10 protein-coding genes are annotated in these 17193 nt (G+C 52.6%); all 10 read right to left on the bottom strand.

Annotation, left to right across the window (positions count from 1 at the left end; translation table 11 throughout):
- Positions 1–378: 378 nt before the first annotated feature.
- The gene (gene terL / locus AACL53_RS12780) at positions 379–2253 is read right to left on the bottom strand and encodes a phage terminase large subunit (RefSeq protein ID WP_339084899.1); all 1875 of its coding nucleotides are present in this window, start codon (positions 2251–2253) and stop codon (positions 379–381) included.
- A gap of 442 nt (positions 2254–2695) precedes the next feature.
- Positions 2696–2977 (bottom strand): hypothetical protein, encoded by a 282-nt coding sequence (locus AACL53_RS12775; RefSeq protein WP_339084898.1) that lies wholly within the window; start codon positions 2975–2977, stop codon positions 2696–2698.
- A 3-nt stretch (positions 2978–2980) separates the two neighbouring features.
- The gene (locus tag AACL53_RS12770) at positions 2981–3208 is read right to left on the bottom strand and encodes a hypothetical protein (protein ID WP_339084897.1); all 228 of its coding nucleotides are present in this window, start codon (positions 3206–3208) and stop codon (positions 2981–2983) included.
- Positions 3208–3615, bottom strand: a complete 408-nt coding sequence (locus tag AACL53_RS12765) for a hypothetical protein (RefSeq protein ID WP_339084896.1) — start codon at positions 3613–3615, stop codon at positions 3208–3210. The genes AACL53_RS12770 and AACL53_RS12765 overlap by 1 nt, the downstream gene beginning before the upstream one ends.
- Entirely contained in the window at positions 3616–5802 is a 2187-nt protein-coding gene (locus tag AACL53_RS12760; protein WP_339084895.1) for a phage tail fiber protein, read from the bottom strand.
- Between the two features lie 67 nt (positions 5803–5869).
- Entirely contained in the window at positions 5870–10837 is a 4968-nt protein-coding gene (locus tag AACL53_RS12755; protein WP_339084894.1) for a D-alanyl-D-alanine carboxypeptidase family protein, read from the bottom strand.
- Positions 10838–10911: 74 nt separating this feature from the next.
- Positions 10912–12996, bottom strand: a complete 2085-nt coding sequence (locus AACL53_RS12750; RefSeq protein ID WP_339084893.1) for a hypothetical protein — start codon at positions 12994–12996, stop codon at positions 10912–10914.
- A gap of 144 nt (positions 12997–13140) precedes the next feature.
- The gene (locus tag AACL53_RS12745) at positions 13141–13662 is read right to left on the bottom strand and encodes a hypothetical protein (protein ID WP_339084892.1); all 522 of its coding nucleotides are present in this window, start codon (positions 13660–13662) and stop codon (positions 13141–13143) included.
- A 463-nt stretch (positions 13663–14125) separates the two neighbouring features.
- A complete protein-coding gene (locus AACL53_RS12740; protein ID WP_339084891.1) occupies positions 14126–16570 on the bottom strand; it encodes a hypothetical protein in 2445 nt (814 codons plus the stop codon).
- Positions 16558–17157 (bottom strand): hypothetical protein, encoded by a 600-nt coding sequence (locus tag AACL53_RS12735; RefSeq protein WP_339084890.1) that lies wholly within the window; start codon positions 17155–17157, stop codon positions 16558–16560. Before AACL53_RS12735 ends, AACL53_RS12740 begins: the two co-directional genes overlap by 13 nt.
- Positions 17158–17193: the final 36 nt, after the last annotated feature.

The raw sequence follows: 17193 nt of genomic DNA, 5'->3' as shown, positions 1-17193 counted from the left end.
TCATCGCGGCTCACCCACATCCCAACACATTGAGATACGGTCGTAGAGGATGTGTGCCTCTAAAGTGAGATGAGCCTGGAGGATGACACTAGAGTAGTCTGTGTAGTGATGTACTATGATGATGTCGTACCGATAGGATGACCTTACGCTGTACCGATAGCTACCCCTGACACTGCACCGATAGTAAGGACACCTAAGGTCAACCTAAGGAGAACCTATAAGTATACCTATAGGGGATCATCACGGGGGAGGGGGTTATCCATGACAAGGGGGTAATCACAAGGCAACATCGTACATAGTCCCATAAACAAAGGACAACTATGCGTTCCACGAGGGAGGCCGTTAGGATACGAATTAATGCACCCTAACGGTCATCTCTTAGCGTAGTCCCATGCGAGACTTGAAGGCCTTCAGACCACCGAGGAATGGAGACTTCTTAGAGCCTCCACGGTTACCTCTAGGGTCTATGGCGTGCTTCATGAACTTCTTCAGTTCCTCATCAAGCTCCTGAGCTTTGTGATCCTTGACTGACTTCGTGGTGTCCTTAGCGAAGTGGTCAGTCCAATACTTCACAGCACCAGCGATAGCTTCGATTCTGTCATCCGACACCAGAGCACCACGGTCCTTAGTCAACCGGGACATCTGATAGAAGGCTCTGTATCTATTCTGCTCTTCAGGGATGTACGTCTCTGTAGATTTGTAGTCGTACCAGATGACTGACTTGTCGATGACCAAGCGATGTTGGTTCATAACAGGCTCAAGCACGTCAATGATGCGTGCTTCCTTCTGAGCACGAGACCACTCACTGTCTACGATGCTAACCCTATAGAGCACCTGAGATTGAGCCATGAGGAGCTTCGAGAACATACCGTCACCGAAGTTGGGCTCAACAACGATCTCCTTCACGCCATGAGATTTAGCAATCAGGAGAATCTTCTTGATGGTCTCATCCGAGTAGCCATCCCTGAAGCCAGCTATGTACGTGATGAACACGCGACCATAGAGAGCCTTAGCTACGCATATGGCAGTCTCGTCTTTGCCTCTACCTGAGGGGTCAACGTACATGACGCAACCTGTGTAGGGTGACCACTCCTTAGAGGTCCACACAGGGCGATAGTAGCGATCACCCTCAAGTCCGACTGCTGGAAGATCATTGTCTACCAGTTCAGGACTTGTTGCCCATGTAACGTCTACAGGCCCCTTGTCTGGAGGCAGTGACATTACGATGAGGTCAGAGAGCTTGAGTGGATACCTGTCAGCATCCGAGAGAGATGTGTCTAGCTGGAACTGTAGGGCGAAGCCTGAGCGTCCATACGAGAGGGCACGTTCTGCCAAGTCCTCGTAGCCGAAGCGTCTAGGGTCTACAGGATCACCCGGCTTGGCACCCTTCTCGATGAGCTTGTGTATGTAGGGAGCAAGCTTACCGCCATACTTCTCAACGTCGTCTGGAATGCGTGCAGGCCAAATGCGGATCACGTAGCCGCGATCTGGCAAGGTATTGTAGAGGGACATCTCCGTCTGCGGCGTACCAAGGTAGGTGATGGTGGCGTGAGGGAGAGGCTTCAGAATAGCGTCGAACTCCTTCACAGACTCAGCAAGCTTCTCGCGTGCCATCTGAGTGTCGGAGTTGTTAGGGACTTCAATGTCGTCTGCAACGATGTGGTCAGCACGTGAGCCTGTGATCTGACCGAAGATACCGGCAGACTTCACAGAGGGTGCATGGTCAGCACGTGCAGGACCAACGTCGAAGGCTATCTTTGATTGCCGTTGTTCATCACGAGGCTTGAGATGTACCAGGAGAGGCATCTCACTGATGAGCCGCATAGTGAACGTAGAGAATTGATCTGAGCGTTCCTTGGTAGCAGAGACGACTAGAATCTTATGCTGAGGCTCACAGTAGAGGAGCCATAAGACGTAGGCGGATGTGATCCAGGACTTTCCTACACCACGGAATGCCTCGATGACTTTGCGTCGTGGACCGTGCTGAAGGAACTTCGCTATGTCCAACTGGACGGGCGTAGGCTCTGGAAGCTGAAGCTGTCTCCACACCAACCTGAGGAATACGCGGAAGTCTTCCTTGATCTTTTCGCCGTACAGGGATGCCGTTACCGCCCCTTCGACTTGGGACTTTAAGGCGACGGCTTTCTTTGCTTCCTGCTTTTTGCGAATAGACTTTGTAGGAGTGCTCTTCTCTTTCTTTGTCTTCTTTGTTGATGAGCGTCCTCGCGAACTGGAGGACGGTTTCTTGGTCATAACTACTCTTGCTTATGTTGAAGACCCACACGACTAACTGACAGTTGTCAGGTGTGTATCCGAGCGTTGGGTCTTTGCGATCTAGGGAAGGGGAGAATGGATGTGGCACTCCAGGGCGACCTTCAGGGGTCAGCACGAAGCGCATGTCAGTACGTTCACATCTCCCGGTGTTCAGCCTGTGCATGAGCCACCCCTCTGTTAGGGTGACTTCCAGGCCCTTCTTGTTTGCCCGTCTGCGGGCTCCCCTGAGCAAGCTCTTGGCTCTTGCTCGAAGGGGTTCTTTAGGCTGCGACAACTCACACCTGTGAGGTAAATTGATAGTGCAACTCTGGAAGCGTGCTAGGGCGGGCGTTAGGCTCCAGGCTATGTGTGTAGCTTGAAGTCTCTAAACGCCCGCCCTGGAGTCGCTCTGTGAAGATTTGAGGGGGTCTAAGGGGTGTCCTCAGGCCTCATCATCGTCCTCGAACTCGAAGTCAGTTGGCAGTGCACCTGTGAGGTCACCCAAGGGAGACTTAGGGGTCAGCGCTGCTGTGATCTCATTGTCCTTGAGGAACTGTCGGATGACGTTGAGGGTGGACGCTTTGGCAGGAATCTTCTTCCCGGCTTCGTCCTTGCCCTCTCCATCCTTGAGGATGTCTGTGAAGGCCTTGGCAAGTTCACCATGGAGAGAGCCTAAAGCGCCCTCCGTAGCCTTACCTTTGCTAGGGGGTTTTGATTTACTCATGGCTTAGCTGAATAGTTTGGCTTTGATGACATCCACAGCAAAGGTCATGACGATGCCGATGAATGAGGCGACCAATGCGATGACAGTCTTCTGAGTGTGGGCCGATGTCTCAAGGACGGTGACGCGATCTGAGATGGCATCACGCTCCTTCTCATCCTTAGCGCTTCGTTCAATGAGGATGTCCATCTTACCCTCAAGGTTGCCCAGTGCTCTGTGTAGTTCAGGTGTCATTAGGGCACCTGCGAGGCAGCGATGAAGAGATCATCAATCTGACTTGAGGTCAGACCGAGAGATGAGCCCAACGTGTTGATGAATGGAGAGTCGCGGTAGAAGCCAGTCGCATACTCCCATGCAATCTTGGCAGCGGGCTCTATATCAGGGGAAGCCATCATTGCTTCGACTTCATCCATAAGTCCGGCCTGAAGCAGGACAATGCGGGCCTGATAGGGAGAGACCACAGTGGGGACTGCGGTTACCGGAGTGGGGACTGAAAGCTGACTTCCATTCCACAGCATCCCACATACGACTTCGTTAGGTGCGAACTCCACAAGAGTTCCTTCGACGCCTTCGAGGGTGTCTTTAGCAGTGTCACGCCACACTTGGGTGACGACACCACCAGCGATTAGAGCGGTGTCCATTTATGCTATCTTCCAAATTTCGAGACGAGAGTAGACTTCAGGAACGCTAAACCCAGCAGCACCACCGAATCCATCTGTTGACTTGGTGCTCTGGCATCTATGCTTGAGTGACACGGTGCGAGATGCTGTGAAGGTAGCTACGCCACTTCCGTGAGAGCGTGAGCACGCATTCAATGCCCCACCCTGCGTCTCTGTTGAGCCTCCGAATAGTTCTACGTTGTTCGTCTCATCCTGAATCTTAGTTCTGTGACTGCCAGCCTGATAGCCAGTGGCTGACCAGACGAAGTAATAAGAACCAGCAGGGAGTGTGATTAGGGAGGAGGCAAGTGAAGCAATATTACCGACGTTACGGACCACTGTGTTCAGCGCACGAAACTGCCAGCCACCACTAGTGAACGTTCCAGCGTTTGTGCCAGAAGGTTGCTGTTCTTCAATGATCACATCAGGTGCATTGAGATGGTTTCCACCGTCAATGATCTTGCGCCACGGTCCCCACACACCTGCGTTACACGTGCGATGCCACGAGTCAAAACCAGGGTTGATAGGGATTATGTGCTGATAGACATGATGCGTGCTCGTGTCCCCGATGACGTAGGTGTTGTAGGTTTGAACTGAGACCTGATACCAAGTGTTTGTTGGAGCATTAACAAGGTTGGGTCCGCTGTAGAAGCCAGCAGTCATCAAGGTGTCAAGGTCAACGCCCGCGATGGAGTGTGACTTCCCCCACGTGAAGCCTGCAGTGTTCAACCTGCCGGTCATCGTGTCACCGGACTTGCTAACCTTAGCGTTATCACCAGCAATGCGTGCCGTGATCTCAGCTGTGAGGTCAGCGTCAAGTTCCTGGAAGGCAGCCTGAGCGTTGGTAGCTACGAGGGCACCCACAGGAGTGACTGCGACTGCACCACCAGTGGTGAGACCTACAGCTACCCATGTAGCACCATTCCAGTTCTTCAGCGTCTTAGCTACGGTGTTCCAATAGAGAGCACCCTCAGTAAGCGTGGCACCTGTGAGGTCTTTGGTAGGATCGGTAGCGAAGCCACCAAGGTAATACTTGCGGAAGTCCGTGAGTGAGATGCCAGCGTTTGTAGCTGAAGCAGAAGCGGCATTGGCGTAGTTGAAAGACGCTAGGCGGTAGCTTTCAGCAAGACCTTTGTCAGCCGCAACGGTAGCTTTATCGGCAGCTACGGTAGCCTTGTCTGATGCTACAGCTGCTTTATCGTTCGCAACGGTCGTCTTATCGTTTGCAACGGCTGTTCTGTCTTGTCCGGTCTGTACACGGTCAGCTGCGGTAGCAGTACGATCCAGACCTGTCTGCACACGATCCAGACCAGTAGCGTATCGATCACCATTGGTCTTCACTGCATCGGCGGCAGCGGCAGTTCTATCAAGTCCGGTCTGAACACGGTCAGCGGCAGTAGCGACTGCATCAGTAGCGGTCTGTGTCGCCTTCGTCGTAGCAATGCCAGCCTGAGTAGTAGCCGTGCTTGCAGCGTTTGAAGCTGTTGAAGCTGAGCCTGAAGCAGCGCTTGCGGAACCAGCAGCAGCCGTGACGTTGTTATCCGTGGCTGTCTTGTTCGCTGCTACAGCGGCTTTGTCAGAAGCTACGGTCGTCTTATCGTTAGCCACAGCAGTACGGTCTAAGCCGGTCTGTGTGCGATCTGCGGCCGTGCCTGCTTTGTTGGTGTCAGAGGCGTTCTTCGCGTCAACTGCTGCATTCTTTGCGGCAATCGCTTGAGCAAGTTCTGAGTCCATAGCGGTCTCAGCCCAACGCTTAGTAACGGCGTCTTGAGGATTGACTGGATCGAGGACGTTAGAGATTCGATGGTTTAGAGCGTCCATCGTATTGTCCACAGCCAACTGGACGATGGTCGTCAGGTTATCGAAGACCTCCTGAGCGATGTACAACGTCTGGAGAGCCATGGCGTTGATGTCCTTACCACGGAATGTACCGGAGTTAGGCATCGATACGAGAAGCTTATCACGAGGGGTAATGCGCTGGATGATGATGACATCACCATTCGCCACGCTTGTGTTCAGCTTTACTGAGGAGGCTGTGGGGAGGGTTCTACCTGCGATCTTGATGCCGTTCTTATAGGCTTCAATATGATCAGCGTAGAGGTAGCCAAAAGAAAACGTGAAGGTGTCTGTGGTGCCATCAGCGGGGATGGTCACCTTACTGTATGCCATTCTGGTAGTTACTCCTTGGGAGTTCACTAGGAGGAGGGAATGGCTCCCCTCCCCCTAATGGCGTCTTTTAACGCGGCTTGGTCTCGTCAAATCCAGAGATCATGTAGTTGAACGTTTGCTGCACACCCATGAGGTTCTGGAACGGAAGGAGCGAGAATGCCTTCCTAAGTTCTGCTTGAGTTGGAGAACGATCTTCACGGATCATGTTCCCAATGGACGGGCCAAGGGAAGTGACCTGATCCAATAGGCCAACTGTAGGGTTGCCAAATATGAGGTCTGAGGACTGACCTGTAGTCCGTGCATCGAAGAGCGGATCACCTGTCAACATCTGACCAACTTTAGCCGAGTCCATGACTAGGGGGATAATTGAAGACCACCCTGCACGTTGAACTGCGGCTTTCGCCAAGTTCTCGTGGGTGAGCTTCCCCTTCTTCTCGTCATAGAGCCACTCGTCAGCATCGCTTCTGCCAGCAGCCTGAAGCTTCATCTGCATCGCATAGGCTAGACCACCCATGACAACAGAGGCAGTGAAGTAGCCGAATGCCTGAGAAGCGTTCTGCCTATCAAAGCCGCCACCCATAGCCCCACTCATGTGAAGGTTGTGGAGCAGCTGCTTCGAGAAGCCAGCGACCATGAAGGTACGGAACTGGAGGAGGACGCGTACCATTGGATTGGACATCCAGGTAGCCATTTGTCCTACATCGTTCTCCTGCACCATTCGGCGGGAAGCACGGAACAATGAGTCGATGAAAGCTTCACGAGCTTCGAGGTCCGTCCATGAATTGTAGTTCATTAGTTGGAACTTCTTGTCGTTATAGATTCCCTTCTCAGTCGTAGCGTGTTCCTTGATCTGGCGGGTAATGCGTTCAAGCATCGTGCCTTCACCTTCGATCCACTTAGCCTCTCCCTTGAAGCCTGGAGCCTTAGGAAGCGTGTAGCCTCCCTTAGCGAGAAGCTCATCGATCTGTTTGGTGACTGCTTCGATGTCAGGAAGGTCTACATCCCTGCCAATGCTGTTGTTGAACTCCATCTCCTTCAGTCGGATGTTAGCGACCTCAAGGAGCTTCTTATCTTCAGGAGACAACTTGGAAGCAGCGTCAGCCTTAGCGGACTTCACTACAGCGTCGTACTCCTCCTTAGCCTTCCGCATATCCACCCCTTTGTACTTGGGATTTTTGTAGCGGAACTTGGAGGTCTTCTCAGTTTCGATGCCAAGCGATTTGATGCGCCGGATGTTGGCGTGAGAGAAGACTAGCTTCCCATCCACTTCCTTTGCGCCATGCGCTAGGTTCACGAAGGTCTGACCTACGATCTTAGCGTTCCAGTTCTGCATCATATCGGTGATGCCATTCATGCCAGAGAGGGTGGAGGTTGCTCTGTTGAGGTTCTCCATTCCTGCTTCGGCCTTATCGAACATCGAACCCTTGGTGTACTTGTGGAACCCATTGGTGGCTTCATCATCGAAGCGTGACGTGATGTGAGACCGGAGCATGGCTGTGCTCTGACCTGTGAAGGCTTGGAACTCATCAAGCGTACCGTGACGCTCAAGGTGTGAGGCCTTCATCCCGAGGATTCGTCGGAACTCAGGCATGTGTTCCATTGAGGCTCGGATTCCAAGCTGAGCAACAGTTGTCGCCATTTCGGGAATCTGAGCGAAGCCTACTTGGTTCATCACTCGTGAGAAGTTGAACTTCTGCACAAGGCGTAGAGCATCCATGAGCTTACTGTCAGGCATCTTTAGACGGCCTGTCATGTAGTCATAGATGAACCTAAGCTGAGCTTCGTCGGAAGCGATCTGCCTTGGTGTCTGACCTTCCTTACCACCACGAGTCTTCACCTGAGTGATGAGCTTCTCGAAGTCAGCATCAGAACGGATACCATCAACTAGCAGTTCACCAGTCTTAGGATCATGGATTTGAACCTGAGCTAGAGCGATACGTGAAGTGGCCTGACGGTTCCGAGCCTTGAAGAGTGCCGGGCCATCATTGACCAGGAAGTCACTTAGCTTGTACTTCTGTCCATCGATCTCAGTCTCGTAGGTCTCATTGAGGATCATCCTACGCTTAGACCGCGCGGGATTCTTGGCGTCTGCCTCTTTGGCCTGCTTGAACTTGGAGAGGACTTCATCCATCTCCTCTTCAACGAAGTCGAACTCTCTAAGCACACGCTTAAGAGATTCCTCATCAGCGCCGGTCATTGCACGCTCGAAGTAGTCGTCAAGACCGTGAGTGCGGTCCATCATCTTCTCAGCAGCACCATCTGCAAGGCGTCTAACGTAAGCCTCTTCGAGGTCTGGCTGTTCAGCACGGATAGCGCCACGGAGCATTCGCTGAAGCTTAGGAAGACCTAACGTCTTCAGCTTGGCGTTGTCCCAAACACGCATGAGGTAGGAACCTTTGTTCACTACATCATTGAAGCCTTGGACTGACTGCATCTCCTTGCCCATCCAGGCGCCAGGGTTCTTCTCCAGTTCTAGGAGTTCATCCTGAAGAGCTATCTGCCTGTCTGCCATCTTCACAGCAGCTGGAGACATCTTCGCCCTAACAGCGGGATCACGCTCCCGGATTGCTAGGCCTACCTTGTCAGCGAACTCACCAGTGAGACGCCACTTATCCACCCAGTTGCCACCCGCTTCTTTGAGGTACTCCTCGTAGTGAGTGCGGTGATGGTCCGTGTAGCGGGCATCGAATGAGCCCTCCAATCGCTTGCCTCTTTCGGATGCAGCGACGGGAACAACGCCATGGCCTTTGAAGCCAACAGCGTTCTCAGCCAAGTAAGGAGCCACAAGACGTGCAGCAGGGTTCTTAGACTGAAGGGTCTTATCGACAGTTCCCCACAGCGGGAGCTTGTCCCACACAGGGGACTCCCAAACGTCTTCATTCTTCAGCCTGTCCCAATTGGCTTCCAGCTGAGGAGACACGTAAGGAGCGTCAAGGTTCTGAGCGGCACCAGCCGATGAGGAACCCTGCTTAGCCTTTACGATGTCATCCACTACAGAAGCCGCTTGGTCAGCAAGCTTTTCGTTCTCTGCTAAGACCCTTCCACTTCTTCCGAAGAGAGCACCAAGTCCAAAGCCAGCAACACCAGCAAGGACGTAATCCTGTCCAGTGATGCGAGGATCGCCAGCAACCTGAAGGACACCTGTAGCAGCGACGTTTCCAGCTGAAGCCAACAGTCCAGCCTTTAGCTTGCCAACACTTTGCGCGGTCTTACCGAACACGAGAGGAGCAGCAAGACCTTCAGTACCTATGGCAACACCCAAGGTAACGGGGTCTAGGAAGCTCGAAGCAATCCTAAGCGCCGTGCCTGTGATGCCAGCTTCGTCAAGGCGCTTCTCTCCAGCTTGGAAGGCTAGAGCGTCTTCACGTGCCTTACCGGCCTGAGCTTCAGAGTAGCTGTTGATGATCCAGGAGTGATACCTAGGGTCAACACCTTCGATGAGCTTCTTAGCCATCTCCTCAGTCATCATGTAGTTCGGATCAGGCCTCATGCCTGGAGCACCAGCGAACATCCACGAGAGGGTCTGAGTGTCTCTGAAGGCGTCCAGCGCAAGCGTGCTAAGAGAAGCAACCTCTTCGCGATGGTTCATCTGCTCTTCGATCTTCTTCGAGATGTCACGAGAGTTGATGGAAGGAGGAGCATAGATGTCCTCCAGGTCTATCTTCTTGTAACCAACACCAAGGTTAGGTTCAGCAGCTACGCCGTTTTGAGAGGCATTCTTACGAGAGTTGCGACGTGCATTCTCTACCTGAGCAGCTAGAGCGAGGTTGGCACCAGCAGTCGCCTCGCTCACCTTACCTTCGGAAAGAGCCACGGCTTCACCAACTCCAGGGATAGACTTGTAGCCTTCCTGTGACTTATCGATGAGAGCTTTCACCTTCTCATTGTCGTCATTGAAGCCGGGAGCCGTGGAGGCCTTGCGGTCCATCCACATCTGAACTTCTTCAGCGGTACGAGCAACGCCGTCCTTGCGGAAGAACACTGTCTTGTTGGCTGCTACGGACTTTGCACCAACACCATCAGCTGCCGGCGCATGGGGGTTATTCTTCGCGTAGTCAACAAAGCGGCTGTAACCCGAAGCACCTAAGAAGTGTGCACCGTAGACCTCACCAGGGGTAGGGTCACGGCCAAGCTTCTCGTGAAGGATTGCTTGGTTCTCTCGCGTGAACGCTCCCATCATAAGTGCATTGTGAAGAGGATTGTTGCGGTCCCAATTTGTGATCTCAGGAAAGTTCTTGCCGTTACGTTTAACCAGGTCTCCCCAAGTTTCAGCCGTCATCTGGAATAGTCCAGTAGCGCCGACCGATGATGGAGGGGCGATTCCATACGTGCTTTCACCATACGCGATGGAGTACAGCATCCTGCGATCGAGACCGTACTTGTGTGCGGTAAGTTCAATGGCGTTCTTCACTTCGTAGGGAATGGTATTGGTACGGAGTGATTTGTCAGGTCCAGCCACCTTAGGCTGACCTACCCACTGGAAGTGTCCACTATCGCGATTGCGAATAGAGGGGGGATTGAGAATCCCGTAAGCCTCACCGTTCTGGTAGAGCCAGTTGAGTGCAGCTTGGAACTTAGGGTCTCTCTCAGTGCCACTAGTAGGACCGATGTCTACAGCGTTACCTGTCTCATGCCGTGAGTGACCTGGAGGAGCCGCGAGAGGTCCGCCCAGCTTGTGACGCTGATAGAGTCGCGTTTGGTATGCCCTGGAGCGACCGGCTTGCTCTACCTGGATGGCAGCACGCAAGTCCTCTGGCATTGCCTGAAGAGCTTTGCTCAGGGAGCCGATGAACGGCTTCTGAAGCATATCAACGTTGTGGTCTACGTTGCCATCAGTGAGGCTTGTGACGACCTTGACATACTTGTTCAGGTCTCTTCCTGTCAGTTCAGGTTCAGGAGTTGTAACAGTAGCCGGTTGATCGGACGGAGTGTTCACAGCTGCGTCTGCCGCCTCAGCAGCCTGAGCTACAGGGTTGACCTGTGTGCTGTTCTTCTTGGCTTCTTCGTCCGTAGTGAATAGTGGGTTGTCGTTCATTAGTTCTCCAAAGAAAAAAGCCCCACCATCCGCAGATGATGAGGCCTTCTTGTTTTGATCTATGACGTGGGTAGTTACTTCTTAGGTTCCTTCAGCGTGCCGTCCGAGTTTGACCGGGATAGCTCTGGAGGAAGTATCTGATTGTGATTGCCGCCACTCATCCAGAAGGCGCGACGCGTGAGCATGTTGATGAATGGTCCGATTTCCACAGTGGAGACATCGCTTGCACGAGCACCACCCTTGGAAGCAACAGTCCTCTTAGGAGGTTTGCTGTTGCCTTCGTCTATCATCTTCATTGCGCCGCTGTAGTCGTTCTGCCGGATTAGAGCGTTGATGTTCTGCTCCCGGACATCGCCCTTTAGCTTCTTGGCCTGCTCAATCTTCTCGGTATCAATAAAGTCCTGAGATGTGAGCACAGGCTTCGCGGATGAAGCGTCACCGATATTTATCCCAATGACGGGGATACCGTTGCGCTTATCTACGATCTCGAAGGTTCCATTACTGTACCCTCGAAGGGTGAGATCAGAGGATTTGATACCAGGAGGAGCGTGCTCATCAGCCCAACGCTGGACTGTGAGTTCTGCTAGGTCAGCGAAGTCTTCAGGCACAGCAATTTGGTTGCCGTTCTTGTCCACAGGAATAGGAACGAAGCTCCCATTCACGTTGGCACCTTGAGACTTCAAACGCTCAGCGGCAAGCTCAACAGCTTTCTCAGCAGAGACACCACCCATCCGAACGTATCCGGTAGCAGTCTCCTTGAGGAGGGAAGCGTACTGTGAGCCGTTGTCATACTCCTTCTCAACCTTGTCCTTCACAGCACGGGAGGCAGAACCTTCCGCTTGCTCAGACGTTGGGTCAAGAGAGTGGACGGCCATAGTCAGAGCAACGTCCTGTGCTTGAACTCCTAGGCGATTGCGGGCCACCCAATAGCGGTCCATCAGCTTCTTAGAGTTGTCGTCAAGGTGACGCTCAAGGAAGAACGTGGACTGAGATTTCATGGTGTCGTAGAGGGAGGCGACCTTCTGCAACTCCTGGAGCTTCTGAGGGTTCTGGATGTCTTGCTCAGTGAGACCGTCCGCGAATGATTTGAACATTCCCTTCCAGGACTCATTGACTAGGCCCATACTCTTAAGCTCAGAGACCTCCCGCTTCATCGTCTGCTCAGGATTCTCCTTGAGCCTGTTGGCGACTTCAGCGCTGTTAAGCTGCCACTTATTGAATACCGACTTGCGAACATCTTCAGCTTTGACAGTGAAGGTGGAACCATCAGAGTGCTTCTCTTCGTGGTCTACGATGCCGCCAAGGTTTGCGCCACCGAGTCCAGCTACTAGAGCGGCAGTGGCGTACTTCTCAGTGACAGTCTTGACCTCAGCCTTATCGATGGCGGTCTTAGCACGCTTAGCGATGTCGAGAGACTTGTTGAGGTTCTCTTGCTTGAAGCCAATAGGTCCAATGCCGTCGCGCGGATCAGAGATGAGCCTCACAGCAAGCTTGGCAAATTCAGGGTCTTCACTGTCAGCGATCTTGTCCGCATAGGCTAAGACCTGATTGTCAAACTCCTGTTTAGGAATGTTCAACTTCAGCGGACCATCCTGAAGTGCACCACGAGTCTTTTGGATACGCTGATAGAGACCTTCAGTGTCTTTGACACCCTGCTCCTCAGCTTCCTTTACGGTCTGACCTATGGAGAGAAAGAACGCGTCCTTACTCCTATTCACACGGTCAGCTTCCCGTACCTCAGCTTGCTTCTTGATCTGTCCTTCAGTGTACTTCTTGAGTTCACCTAGGAAGCCTGCACGCTTAAGCTTATCGTCACCAATAGCTTCGAGATCAGGCTGTGCCTCCTCCCAGATATATTGGTCTACAGGCTTTGGTCCTAGGTAGTCGAACTTGCCTCCATCAATCTCGCCGTTGATACGCAGGGAGGTCTGAGTACCTACATCGGCACCATAGACCTTCGAGACTGCTGGATGGTCTGGAAGAGGATTGCCATCAGGTCCAATGCCTGAAGCAATCATCTGAGTACGTTGATCTAGTGGACGGGCGTTAAATTCTACAGCGGCGGCATCAGCCCGTTCTTTGTCTGCTGCTGCTCTTACTTTTGCTAGGCCACCAAGGGAGCCGGAGAAGCCGGAGAGGGCATCAGCAATATCTGCCATGCCCGCCCCAGCTCCCGACACTCTAGGGGCACCAACGAACACATCCGGAGCCAAAGGCTGGACCTTACGCTCAGGTGTCCGCCTCAGCGGATCATCAACCTGAACGCGTTGTTTAGTTCGTGCCATTAAGTGATAATCCTTTTATCAGCCTCTTAGGTACTGCGAATAGGAATCAACTCCCGCTTGGCCTATGCGGAGAGCAGCACCAGCGAAGCTAGGCTTCACAGGCGTTGCCATTGAGTTGATGCGTGCACGTGCGGTGTCGTAAGCACCAGTACGTTCATCCTGATAAGCAGCCCTCGTAGTCTGGTAGTTCTGGTCAATACGACCAAGGTAACGTTCTTCCTGATTGCTGAAGTCGCTCAAGAGAGCATCAACAGACAAGCCGGATACGCCAGCTTCACCAGCGGCAACGCGTGCCTTCGACCTAGCCTTGAGGGCCTCAGTCTGTGCATCCATTGATTCACTGGAAGCTTTCTTCTGCTCAGAGGAAAGTGACTTGCTAATAGACTCGTAGCGGTTACGAGCCGCGTCGGCTGCTGCACGGTCATTCTCTGACTTCTGAGCGGCTGCTGCTGCATACTGTTGCTGTTGGCCCATGTAGCCCACGACCGCAGAAGCGGCTGATAGGCCAAACATCAGTAGCGGCATTGCTGCTACGCACATTGCGATTTGATCCTTATGATTTCGTAGAAGGGTAACGATTGTGCCCCCCACTTCTCCTTGCGGGAGATGAACTTAAAGCCACACCATTCGAGCCACTTCAGGTGCACCGTATTTCGACAATCAACATGGTTCCACAATATCGGGTAGCGATCATTCAACATGGTCACAACGGTACGGCACTTTCTGAGAAACTCGATTTGCATGTCTTCGAGTTGGGGCGTCGCTATCATCCACACTGTCCCTATTAGTCCGTTTGTCCCTTCAACAGGGGACGCACCAAAGAGACCCACAGGAACACCGTCATCAGTTACGATGGTGTAGGTGTTCGGATCATACGCCAACAGGGGGAGAAGCATCCGAGGGTGAACCCCTGCGAATGCCTCCCATTCCTGTATGTCAGCTTCTCGCAAACGCGGGAGGATGTCTGGAATATCTCCAGGCACCACTGATCTGACTATAGCCATTAAGACACCCGCTTCGACTTCATAACGTGAAGCCCAATCCACTCAGCTGAGAGGATGCAGAACGGGAGATGACTGTCAGACCTGATGGTGATCTTCACACGGTCATTACGAGAGAATATCGGTACTTGGTATTCACCTGTGTCAATGGCAGGTGCAGAGATGAGGTTCTCTTGCTCACCGAGGTTACGACCGTTGAACCCGTACATATACGAGTTAGGGTTATAGACCCACGGCAACCTACCAGTCGGCTTTACGATGACCTCGAAGTAGCCAGAGTTGGCATACTGGAGCGTCAAGCGTTGAACCTGTAGGCGACCCTCAGAGACTACTGAGATACCGCCACCAGTTGACTCCTGTCTGATCTGGAAGATGGACAAGTCATAGAGACACTCGTAGGGAGTGCCGAAGATCATTGTCTCGCTTCTGAAGTCTCCCTCAAGGATGATCTTGTTGCTGTTGTAGCTTGCAGGATCACCAATGACTTCGACATCATAACCAGGATCGTAGTTCACAGGGACAGAGACCACTGCCTTAGGCATAGACTTCCATACGAACGGGAAGGTGAATGTGGTCTGGTTAGTCGTGGCGTTGTAACTCTTGGTAACTTTCGCGTTGTCACTTCTGATCTTCTGATCCAAGTGAATGCGGAATCCTAAATCATCATCGCCAATCACACCTTGTTCGAAGGTGATCTTCTCAAGGAAGACCCCTGATGTTCTCGTCACTACCCAGTAGAGGTCTGACTGAATGAACGCAAAGGAGTGAATACGAATGACGTTAGGGAAGTCCCAACGCGACCACGAGGACTGGAGCTTAGCCTGTCCAGCATCGTCATAGAGGTACTTGTAGATATACAGGGAGTCCTGATCATTCTTAGACAGGACCACCAGGACGCTTTCGTTTGACGTTGCCGCCAGCTTAAAGATGCCAGCAGGGACATACTCAGGAACGTGAGCAGTAACGTCACGGGCGTCATTTGTCCGTGTGTCGCTGTCTACGAAGTATTCCTGGATGGCTGAATAGTCGTTCTTCTCAACAGCGAAGAAGACTGACGTGCCAGCACCCACAGGCTTAGCCTTGGTTGATGCCTGGAACTCAGTCGTTGCGGGAAGAGAAGCAGTCTGCGGAGTGAGGATGTCACCACCCTCCAAGCGGAACTGTGTCTGATCCGAGAAGAGGAGCAAATTCTCCTGATAGGGAATCGCACTTCTCAGAATAGAAACCTTGTCGTGAGACGCAGCGATGTCGATAGGATCATCATCTAGCAAGCTCAGGACGGTCGTTCTCCAATACTTGAAGTAGTCACCACCTGAGGAGAGGATGCAGTTTTCATCCGAGAGGAACCCTAGTCGGTTCTTATGGAAGAACACGTCATTGATGGACCGGCCAACAAACGATGAGAACGGGTTACTGTTGTCGTCACCGACCTCACGAGAGTTCCAAGTGTTCTGCCTGAACGTGAACGATCCATTGGCTTCGCGTACTAGGGAGAAGGGCATCGTCATTGGGTCTATTGAGGTCTGAATACCTTCAGCCAAAGACTCCTTCCAGACGTTCTGCTCATTGCTCTGACACAGTGCGTAGTAGTCGCCATCACCAGATGCAGACCGGCCCTGAATCTTCACATGGAAGTTCTGGAAGCCATAGAGCGGCAAGTCTTCGAACTGCGCTGTAGCATCCTTGATGGCAAACATAGCGTTGCCGTTTTGGCCGTCTTCCACTTTGAGTGTGAAGGCAGTGCCATCGTTCTTCTTGATGTAGATCGTTGAGTTGTTCCTAGAGACTGTCCATCCAGTTCCTAGAGAGGTTCCTGATACCGTACTTGCTCCAGCGGCGTAGGTTACACCCGTCAACACCTTGACCATGATATCAGCCATGGTGGTGGTATCGATGTCAGAAGTGTGCGCTGCTAGAGAACCATCAGGCGTCTTCAAGGAGACCTTGAGAGTGCCATCCACATAGAGCCGATAGGTTCGGCCATAGTTGCCCGAGCGGATGACTACCAGACCCTGTGATCCGTAGTCAGGGGAAAGCGCTGCCAGCTTACCAACAACCTTGTCCTTGTTGATCAAGAACGTGTAGTCAGCAACAGTGAGTGCAGCTAAGCGCTCAGCTGGATTGAGTGTGCTTAGGTACGCTTTGCCATTCGGGAAGTTGACTGTCTTCTCGTTACCGGCGAAGTCGAAGACCCTGAGGTTTGTCGAAGTGGCAACTAGTACGTATCTTTCATCAACGTCTCTATTGATGATGTGGACGAAGGCGTTCTCTTCAACGACATCTGCAATACGTGCGATGTGCTCAACAGGCGGACGGTTCGTCAGACCCTTCACAACAGTCGAGTAGCAGTTGACCTGGAGGTCTGCCTGAGTTGCTAGTCTGAGTGCTGGAGGTTGTTGAGAGACGCCATTGACGAGGTTCGGGATTTGCCCGCTTACCCGCGCCATGCTGGACGCCTCATCAGAATGCGTGCGGTCGAATAGCTGTCACGAAGGATGTTGAAGTTTGCCGTCTTGTTTTCCATTCGGCGGAAAGCAGCGGCAGCTTTAGCTTCATCCATTTCAGTGAACTGATGGAGAGCTTGGTCACCCATCTGTTCATCCACAAACTTGCGGATGGCTTTGATGTAGCAGTAGCGCCGGAAGGGCTCAGGCATCTCATCGAAGCCGAGCATCCAAATGATGTCTACCTTGACCGACTTCGTTATTGTGTAGGTCTTGCCAGCCCTATCGTAGAGCCGTGTTCCGCGCCAAACGTAGTCCTTGCCTTCTGAGGCAGACGGATCAATGAAGGCGGCGGTAGCGGGGATTTCAATTTCGTTGTTGGCGTTAGGGGTGAGGACGTACTCATAGTCAGTGTTCCACTGCCAGCCCTCTGACTGGAGACCTCTCATCTCATTGCGGAGAGTGTCCCGCGCCATTGCGGCGTCAACAACCGTGTCGTCATCCAGCGTAGAGACAGGACTCTCGCTGATAGCAGCCAGCATAGTGTTGACTGCTTCTAGTTCAGTTGTGGGTGTTACGGGCGTAGGCACCGTGTTCCCCTTTCTTGTTCTTATTGGAGTGAAAAA

It is taken from the genome of Hyphomicrobium sp. ghe19 (assembly GCF_902712875.1).
Classification (GTDB): domain Bacteria; phylum Pseudomonadota; class Alphaproteobacteria; order Rhizobiales; family Hyphomicrobiaceae; genus Hyphomicrobium_B.
This window is presented reverse-complemented; position numbering and strand designations above follow the sequence as displayed.

What these genes read in the sequence shown, in the direction of transcription:
- terL (WP_339084899.1), bottom strand. Translation starts at nt 2,253, where the DNA reads ATGACCAAGAAACCGTCCTCCAGTTCGCGAGGACGCTCATCAACAAAG.
- AACL53_RS12775 (WP_339084898.1), bottom strand. Translation starts at nt 2,977, where the DNA reads ATGAGTAAATCAAAACCCCCTAGCAAAGGTAAGGCTACGGAGGGCGCT.
- AACL53_RS12770 (WP_339084897.1), bottom strand. Translation starts at nt 3,208, where the DNA reads ATGACACCTGAACTACACAGAGCACTGGGCAACCTTGAGGGTAAGATG.
- AACL53_RS12765 (WP_339084896.1), bottom strand. Translation starts at nt 3,615, where the DNA reads ATGGACACCGCTCTAATCGCTGGTGGTGTCGTCACCCAAGTGTGGCGT.
- AACL53_RS12760 (WP_339084895.1), bottom strand. Translation starts at nt 5,802, where the DNA reads ATGGCATACAGTAAGGTGACCATCCCCGCTGATGGCACCACAGACACC.
- AACL53_RS12755 (WP_339084894.1), bottom strand. Translation starts at nt 10,837, where the DNA reads ATGAACGACAACCCACTATTCACTACGGACGAAGAAGCCAAGAAGAAC.
- AACL53_RS12750 (WP_339084893.1), bottom strand. Translation starts at nt 12,996, where the DNA reads ATGGCAGATATTGCTGATGCCCTCTCCGGCTTCTCCGGCTCCCTTGGT.
- AACL53_RS12745 (WP_339084892.1), bottom strand. Translation starts at nt 13,662, where the DNA reads ATGTGCGTAGCAGCAATGCCGCTACTGATGTTTGGCCTATCAGCCGCT.
- AACL53_RS12740 (WP_339084891.1), bottom strand. Translation starts at nt 16,570, where the DNA reads ATGGCGCGGGTAAGCGGGCAAATCCCGAACCTCGTCAATGGCGTCTCT.